The organism is Dolichospermum sp. LEGE 00246, from assembly GCF_015207865.1.
GTDB classification, from domain to species: domain Bacteria; phylum Cyanobacteriota; class Cyanobacteriia; order Cyanobacteriales; family Nostocaceae; genus Dolichospermum; species Dolichospermum heterosporum.
The window spans coordinates 1-6,868 of sequence record NZ_JADEWA010000294.1 but is presented as its reverse complement, the minus strand read 5'-3'; the positions used below and the strand labels follow the sequence as shown (position 1 = coordinate 6,868).

Below are 6,868 nucleotides of genomic sequence, written 5' to 3'. Positions count from 1 at the left end.
TTGTAAGGTGGTTGTCATGTGTTTATAATTGCGTTTGAGTTATGTATGTTCTGGTAGGTGTTTCTACCTCATGCCTTTATAGTAAGCCTTATATTTCGATTTGTAAAGGGGTTTTCGTAATATTTTTCGATAAATCTAGAAACCTGGGTCGTCTTTATGGCTATAACCTAGATATGGTAAGGCTTTCTACTGTTAATATTTTTTATAAAAACTTTTAATTTTTTTTCCTAACATTCAACACTTCTGCGTAGTGATAAGTAGTGAGACAGAATTAGTTACACAATGTCATTGCAAATGGAACGAAGTGAAATGAAGCAATCGCAAGGGTTGTGATTGCTTCCCTTCGCTCGCAATGACTGTAAATATTTTTGTCCAATTACTTAAAATAATAATTATGGATAAAAAAGTGATTACCAGTAGTTATTCCCTGCCAATCAAGCTGATATTTAATTTTTGAAAAAATCTGATATAATCAGCAATACCTTGTTCAAATTAAAAAAAGTCTTGATTTATACTCAAAACGGCTAGAAGCTGGACTTTTTTATCATACAAAGAACAAGTTCAAAGCCTCTCCCCGCACCTCTCCCTAACCCTCTCCTACCTTAATCAAATTTAAAAAAGCCTTGATTCGTAGATTGGATTGTTCGCGTTAGTGTTGCCCAGGAATAGCATAAAAAATAACAAATGTGTTGCCTTGCGCGATCGCCTAACCTAACCTACAAAAAATGGCGAAGCTATATATGACCGAAAACCCTATACAAAAACCCAATAGTCCCCAAATTCCCACTTTTACTTCCATTACGGAGGAAAGATTACACCGTCAACAACGACTAGCGGCTGCATTGCGGCTATTTTCACGGTTTGGATTTGATGAAGGTGTTGCTGGACACATTACAGCCCGTGACCCAGAAAACCCTGAACATTTTTGGGTAAATCCTTTTGGAATGCACTTCGGTTTAGTTAGAGTTAGTGATTTGATATTAGTTAATCAGCAAGGTGATGTAATTTACGGTAATCGTCCGGTAAATCGCGCAGCTTTTGCTATTCATTCTCAAGTTCATGCAGCCCGTCCTGATGTGGTAGCGGCGGCACACGCCCATTCTATCTATGGTAAAAGTTGGTCTAGTCTGGGTCGTCTGCTTGACCCCCTGACTCAAGATGCTTGTTCTTTTTACGAAGACCACAGTATATTTATGGATTATACGGGAGTTGTGCTTGACCCGGAAGAGGGTAAGCGAATTGCTGAAACTTTAGGAAAAAATAAGGCTGTCATTCTCAAAAATCACGGCTTGCTGACGGTAGGTAAAACTATTGATGAGGCTGCTTGGTGGTTTATCACGATGGAGCGTTCTTGTCAAGCTCAATTATTGGCAGAAGCTGCTGGAATACCTAGCCCGATTAAGCCGGAGTATGCGAAGATAGCTTATAGCCAAGTGGGTTCTCCTGAGATGGGTTGGTTTAGTTTTCAGTCTTTGTATGAAATGATTGTGCGGCGAGAACCCGATTTTCTGGAATGACCTCTGTTGCGGTTATGGGGGTTATTGGGGGGGGATGTAATAAGTAATTGGACAAAAATATTTACAGTCATTGCGAAGGAAGGGAAGCAATCACAACCCTTGCGATTGCTTGATTTCACTTCGTTATATATGGCTAACGCCACGCTGCGCTAACGTAATGACATTGTGTAATTAATTCTGTCTCACTACTTATGAAGTAAGAAGTAAGGAGTAAGAAGTAAGAAATAAAGAAGGAAGGGCGCAGGGCCTGCGCCCTACGATTGTTCGATGATTCCGCCACCTAAGACTTTTTCACCTTCGTACCAAACGGCTGCTTGTCCAGGGGTGATGCTGAATTGTGGTTCATCAAATACTAACCGGACGCGGGAATCTGGTAGGGGAATGACTGTGACGGGTACGGGTTGGGAACGATAACGGATTTGAACTTCGGCGCGAATGGGGGCGACAGGTTCAGCTATGGAAACCCAGTTTACTCGATTTATTGTACATTCTGACTGAGATCCTTTGGTGCGATCGCCTACAACTACTTTGTTATTAGCTGCGTCTAGTTCAATCACATACAAGGGTTCAGCGGCGGCGATGCCTAAGCCTTTTCGCTGACCAATGGTGTAATGATGAACACCATCGTGTTGTCCCAAAACTTTACCAGTGGTATCTACAATATCACCAGGTCGAGGAGCTAAATATTTATCTAAAAATGCCCGCATAGAGCCATTGCTTTCTACTAAGCATAAATCTTGACTTTCTGGTTTATCGGCGGTTTTTAAGTTGTATTCAGTAGCAATTCTGCGAGTATCGGTTTTATTCAGTTCACCCAGGGGAAAAATTGTTGCCCCTAATAAGTCTTGGGATAAGTCATAGAGGAAATAAGATTGATCTTTGTTGCGGTCTACGGCTCGTAATAGTTGGTAACGGTTAGTGGTGTCATTGTAGCGGATTTGGGCATAATGACCTGTGGCGATTTTAGCCGATGCCAATTTTTCCCTTGCATATTCCACCATTGTCCCGAATTTCACCGTTTTGTTACATTGGGAACAAGGCAACGGCGTAATGCCTACACTGTAACCTGTCACTAAAAAATCAATAATTTCTGTTTGAAAGACATCCCGAATATCAACAATTTCATGGGGTATACCCAATTGTTCACAAATATTAGCCGCGTCGATCATTCCTTCAGAGCAACATTGCCCTTTGCCTTTCATCAGCCAAAGAGTTAAACCAATTACATCATAGCCCTGATTATGCAGCATAGCGGCGGCTACGGAACTATCAACGCCACCGGAAAGACCAACGACAACTTTTTTCATAAGGATATCCGGTAAGTAGGAAACGAGCGTGGCTTGGCTCCCTGAGAGGAAAGCGACACGGGCGGTTTTAACCGCTTTGAATGCTTTTTTCATTACCGTCTTGGAGTTAAGAAATTCGGGGTACTTTTGTGGTGTACTTTCAACGGGACAATTACCGATTCAAATTTCCCAAATCTGTACGCATAATGTAAGTAGTGAAACAGAATTAATTATACAATGCTATTGCGTTAGCGCAGCGTGGCGTTAGCCGTATGGAACTAAGTTAAATGAGGCAATTCCAAGGGTTGTGATTGCTTCCCTTCGCTCGCAATGACTGTAAATATTTTTGTCCAATTACTTATTGCTCCGAAGAGCCTCCCATTTCTGGGGTAATGTTAGCTGCGTCAATGTTTTAAGAGCTTTTTAGGCTTGCAACACTGTTTCAGTGACTTTGAAACTGTTTAATCACAAGCGACAGAGCAGGGAACTAGCTACGCATTCCAGGGTGTCGTGACTCAAAAAACGTAGTCAGTGAAGACTTAGACTGGTCAGTACAGCTTGCAATTTCTTACAAGCTCAGTCCCTTTAGGGCTGAGTTACTGACATTTTTCAAAGTCTTTGGGGCTTAATTGTTGCCACAAAGAGATTTTTATTTGACCACAAGGTGCGAGACTGTCCAATTATAGCACACACACTGATAAAGCCTGAAGGGGATGGCAAAACTAAAGTCTCCAGATTGTCCAGATTAGTGAGAAAATAAAAACTTGCAATTATCTTTACCTTGTATTGTTGACTGACCAAAGGAATTGGAAAAAATGTGGCAAAGAATTACGTTCATCTTATTATTGCTATTGAGCTTTAGCTTGAGTAGTGGCGGTGTAGCTAATGCGGCTGGACTAAATAGGTTTGTAGATAGTGCTGACGGTTATCAGTTTGATTATCCTAATGGTTGGTTACAAGTTAAAGTTGGTGATGGTCCTGATGTGGTGTTTCACGATTTAATTGAAGTATCAGAGAATGTGTCTGTGGTAATTAGTCCGGTGGCTTCTGGTAAAACTTTGGCGGAATTGGGAACGCCAACGGAAGTTGGTTATAAATTAGGAAAGGCGGCTCTTGCTCCTGTAGGTTCTGATCGGACTGCTGAGTTGATCAATGCGGCTGAAAGGGAAGTAGATGGAAAAATTTACTACTTTCTAGAATATGCAGTTAAATTTCCTAATGGACAGGAAAGACATAATATTTCTAGTGTGGCTATCAGTCGTGGTAAGCTGTTTACGTTTAATGCTTCGGTTCCTGAGAAACGTTGGAAGAAGTTGCAACGGATGATTGATGAGGTTGTGAGTTCTTTCACTGTTTATTAATAACTAGAAATGGTGGTAATTGACAATTAACTATTATCAATTACCAAAAAACTACTTATACAACAATTTATGAAAATTCCGCAATTTGTGCTTGCTTCTGCTTCTGTTGCCCGTCGTCGGTTATTGCAAACTGTGGGAATTGAACCAATAGTTTGTCCGAGTGATTTTGATGAGTCACAAGTACAACTAACTGAACCTGGGGAATTGGTGAAAACGCTGGCTAAGTGTAAAGCGGAAACTGTGGTTTCCCAATTTCCATCGGCGTTGGTGATGGGTTGTGATTCGGTTTTGGCTATGGGTGGGGGGATTTACGGTAAACCAGGGGATGCGGAGGAAGCGATCGCTCGGTGGCAATTGATGCAAGGTAATTTTGGTGACTTGTACACTGGTCATGTTTTGATTGATACTACTAAAAATCAAACTGTGGCTAAATATCAAGTTACTAGGGTGTATTTTGCGAAAATGAGCGATCGCGCTATTCTTGCCTATGTAGCTACAGGTGAGCCTCTTCAATGCGCTGGAGCATTTGCTTTAGAAGGCTTTGGAAGTTTGTTTGTGGAGAAAATAGAGGGTTGTCACAGTAATGTCATTGGTTTGAGTTTACCCTTATTGCGGCAGATGATCGGGGAATTAGGATATGAAGTTACAGATTTTTGGGGATAGTTAAGTAATTATTATTCCCAATTTTTAATGGATAAAATGTTAAAAAATAGGGACTCCGCAAGGCAGAAGTCAAAAGTCAAAAGCAATATTGAGCAAGATTTTTGGCAATTAAAAATGGTTGGTTTATTTACGCCGTGCTGCACTACTATCTTAATATAGAATTGGTTTAGGAAAATAAAGCATGAAACGAGATGAGGTACTGGCAACTTTAGCTGCACATAGAGAAAAGTTGCAGGAACTGGGAGTAAAATCCCTTAATTTGTTTGGTTCAGTGGCGCGGGATGAAGCTAGTTCAGATAGCGATGTAGACTTTTTAGTGGAGTTTAATCGTTCGGGTGGGTTGTTTCAACTTTTACAAGTGCAGTATTATTTAGAAGATATTCTGGGATGTTCTGTTGATTTGGGAACGGAGGATGCTTTGAGAGAACATTTGCGAAAACCTGTATTAAAGGATGTCATTCGTGCCTTCTAGAGATTGGCGGTTTCGTATTCAAGATATTGTCTTATCTATCAATGAAATTGAGCAAAGGACAAGGGGTGTAACGTTTGAGGAATTTACAAAAAATCAAACGCTTGTCAAAGCTGTTCTCTATGATTTCGTCGTGATTGGAGAAGCTACTAGAAATGTTCCTAATGATATTCAGTTACGCTATCCTCTCATACCTTGGCGGTTGATGGGAGGGATGCGAAATGTTGTAACTCACGAATATTTTCAAGTTGATTTGAGTAGAGTCTGGGAAACAATTCAAAATGATTTATCCTCATTATTGCCACAACTACAAGAGGTGCTAGAAAGAGAAATATCAGGAGAATAGTTGATCTGGTACAAATAATTGTAAACTAGGAAATAAATTGTATTTCCTAAATAATATGTCTTCTACTCCTTCTCTTCGTGAACAACAACATCCCCTGATTCATCAACTAGCTGATTGTATTGAAGCGGTTTGGCATAAACACTTAGACTTATCACCATACAATTTACCTGCGGAATTGGGATATGTAGAAGGTAAATTAGAAGGGGAAAAACTGATTATCGAAAATCGTTGTTATCAAAGTCCCCAGTTTCGCAAAATACACTTGGAACTAGCAAAGGTGGGGAATATGTTAGATATTCTGCACTGTGTGATGTTTCCTCATCCTGAATATGATCTTCCCATGTTTGGTTGTGATTTAGTCGGAGGTAGAGGTCAAATTAGTGCTGCTATTGCTGATCTTTCGCCAGTAAACTTAGATCGAATTCTACCAGATGGTTATAATTTGCAACTTAGTAAATTAACCACAGCCAACTTTTCTCAACCTCGTGAATTACCAGAATGGGGCCATATTTTTTCCGATTTTTGTCTGTTTATTCGTCCTAGTTCCCCGGAAGAAGAGACAAGTTTTTTGTCTCACGTAGAATCATTTCTAGATATTCATTGTACCCAAGCGATCGCATCTAGTCCAGTTGCACCTGAAAAAGTAGCTCAAATTATTGCTGGACAATATAATTATTGTACCAAACAACAACAAAATGATAAAACCCGTAGAGTTTTAGAAAAGGCTTTTGGGATAGATTGGGCAGAAAATTATATGACTAAAGTTTTATTCGACTTGCCAGAGTTGCCAGAATAATCTGAGAAAATATTACCAGAAGTCTCAGCAATTAAAAATTGCTATGGCAGCATCCCAATTATGCGGTAAGCATAGATGCTTAGAGACTTCAGGGAGAATAAAAGGCAAAATAGCCGAAAAGTGATGAAGAGAAAAAATGAACAATAAATTTAAATTCTGTATTAATTACTATACAGAATTTGGATGCTAAAAATCACAATTTAAACAAATGACCCAGATTGGGACGGTCTACCACTTCCTCTAAGAGGGTGTTTAAAAAGTCACGATTGCTGTATCAAATGTTTTACCCCTCCCTAACCCTCCCCTTATAAAGGGGAGGGAACTGGATTTTCTTGTTTCTCCCCTTTGTAAGGGGGGTAACAATGTGATGAAAATTACGGGATACCACTTTTAAAACATCCTTCCCCTTTGCAAGGGGAGGGTTAGGGTG

Annotated in this window: 7 protein-coding genes; 6 read left to right on the top strand and 1 reads right to left on the bottom strand. The window is 40.1% G+C overall.

The annotated features are described in order from the left end of the window. Window positions 1–725 precede the first annotated feature (725 nt). Window positions 726–1,517 carry a class II aldolase/adducin family protein gene (locus IQ228_RS17710; RefSeq protein ID WP_193963766.1) on the top strand — a complete coding sequence of 264 codons (792 nt, stop codon included), beginning with the start codon at window positions 726–728 and terminating at the stop codon, window positions 1,515–1,517. A 254-nt stretch (window positions 1,518–1,771) separates the two neighbouring features. On the opposite strand, the gene mnmA is transcribed toward IQ228_RS17710, so the two are convergent. Next, on the bottom strand, window positions 1,772–2,917 hold the full coding sequence (gene mnmA / locus IQ228_RS17705) for a tRNA 2-thiouridine(34) synthase MnmA (RefSeq protein ID WP_228043935.1): 1,146 nt from the start codon (window positions 2,915–2,917) through the stop codon (window positions 1,772–1,774). A gap of 701 nt (window positions 2,918–3,618) precedes the next feature. On the opposite strand from mnmA, the gene psbP reads away from it, so the two are divergent. The 5 genes from psbP (at window position 3,619) to IQ228_RS17680 (ending at window position 6,438) form a co-directional block, all read left to right on the top strand. Continuing rightward, complete coding sequence (psbP, locus tag IQ228_RS17700) at window positions 3,619–4,164, top strand: photosystem II reaction center PsbP (RefSeq protein WP_027404260.1); 546 nt, start codon at window positions 3,619–3,621, stop codon at window positions 4,162–4,164. Window positions 4,165–4,233: 69 nt separating this feature from the next. Next, window positions 4,234–4,827: a nucleoside triphosphate pyrophosphatase gene (locus tag IQ228_RS17695; RefSeq protein WP_027404261.1), complete on the top strand. Its 594-nt coding sequence runs from the start codon at window positions 4,234–4,236 to the stop codon at window positions 4,825–4,827. Window positions 4,828–5,008: 181 nt separating this feature from the next. Continuing rightward, on the top strand, window positions 5,009–5,299 hold the full coding sequence (locus IQ228_RS17690; protein ID WP_027404262.1) for a nucleotidyltransferase family protein: 291 nt from the start codon (window positions 5,009–5,011) through the stop codon (window positions 5,297–5,299). Next, window positions 5,289–5,642: a DUF86 domain-containing protein gene (locus tag IQ228_RS17685; RefSeq protein ID WP_027404263.1), complete on the top strand. Its 354-nt coding sequence runs from the start codon at window positions 5,289–5,291 to the stop codon at window positions 5,640–5,642. The genes IQ228_RS17690 and IQ228_RS17685 overlap by 11 nt, the downstream gene beginning before the upstream one ends. A 55-nt stretch (window positions 5,643–5,697) precedes the next feature. Continuing rightward, entirely contained in the window at window positions 5,698–6,438 is a 741-nt protein-coding gene (locus IQ228_RS17680; protein WP_027404264.1) for a phycocyanobilin:ferredoxin oxidoreductase, read from the top strand. Window positions 6,439–6,868: the final 430 nt, after the last annotated feature.

Bases quoted from the DNA above. Each gene is read 5' to 3' on its own strand.
- IQ228_RS17710 (WP_193963766.1), top strand. From the start codon at position 726: ATGGCGAAGCTATATATGACCGAAAACCCTATACAAAAACCCAATAGT.
- mnmA (WP_228043935.1), bottom strand. From the start codon at position 2,917: ATGAAAAAAGCATTCAAAGCGGTTAAAACCGCCCGTGTCGCTTTCCTC.
- psbP (WP_027404260.1), top strand. From the start codon at position 3,619: ATGTGGCAAAGAATTACGTTCATCTTATTATTGCTATTGAGCTTTAGC.
- IQ228_RS17695 (WP_027404261.1), top strand. From the start codon at position 4,234: ATGAAAATTCCGCAATTTGTGCTTGCTTCTGCTTCTGTTGCCCGTCGT.
- IQ228_RS17690 (WP_027404262.1), top strand. From the start codon at position 5,009: ATGAAACGAGATGAGGTACTGGCAACTTTAGCTGCACATAGAGAAAAG.
- IQ228_RS17680 (WP_027404264.1), top strand. From the start codon at position 5,698: ATGTCTTCTACTCCTTCTCTTCGTGAACAACAACATCCCCTGATTCAT.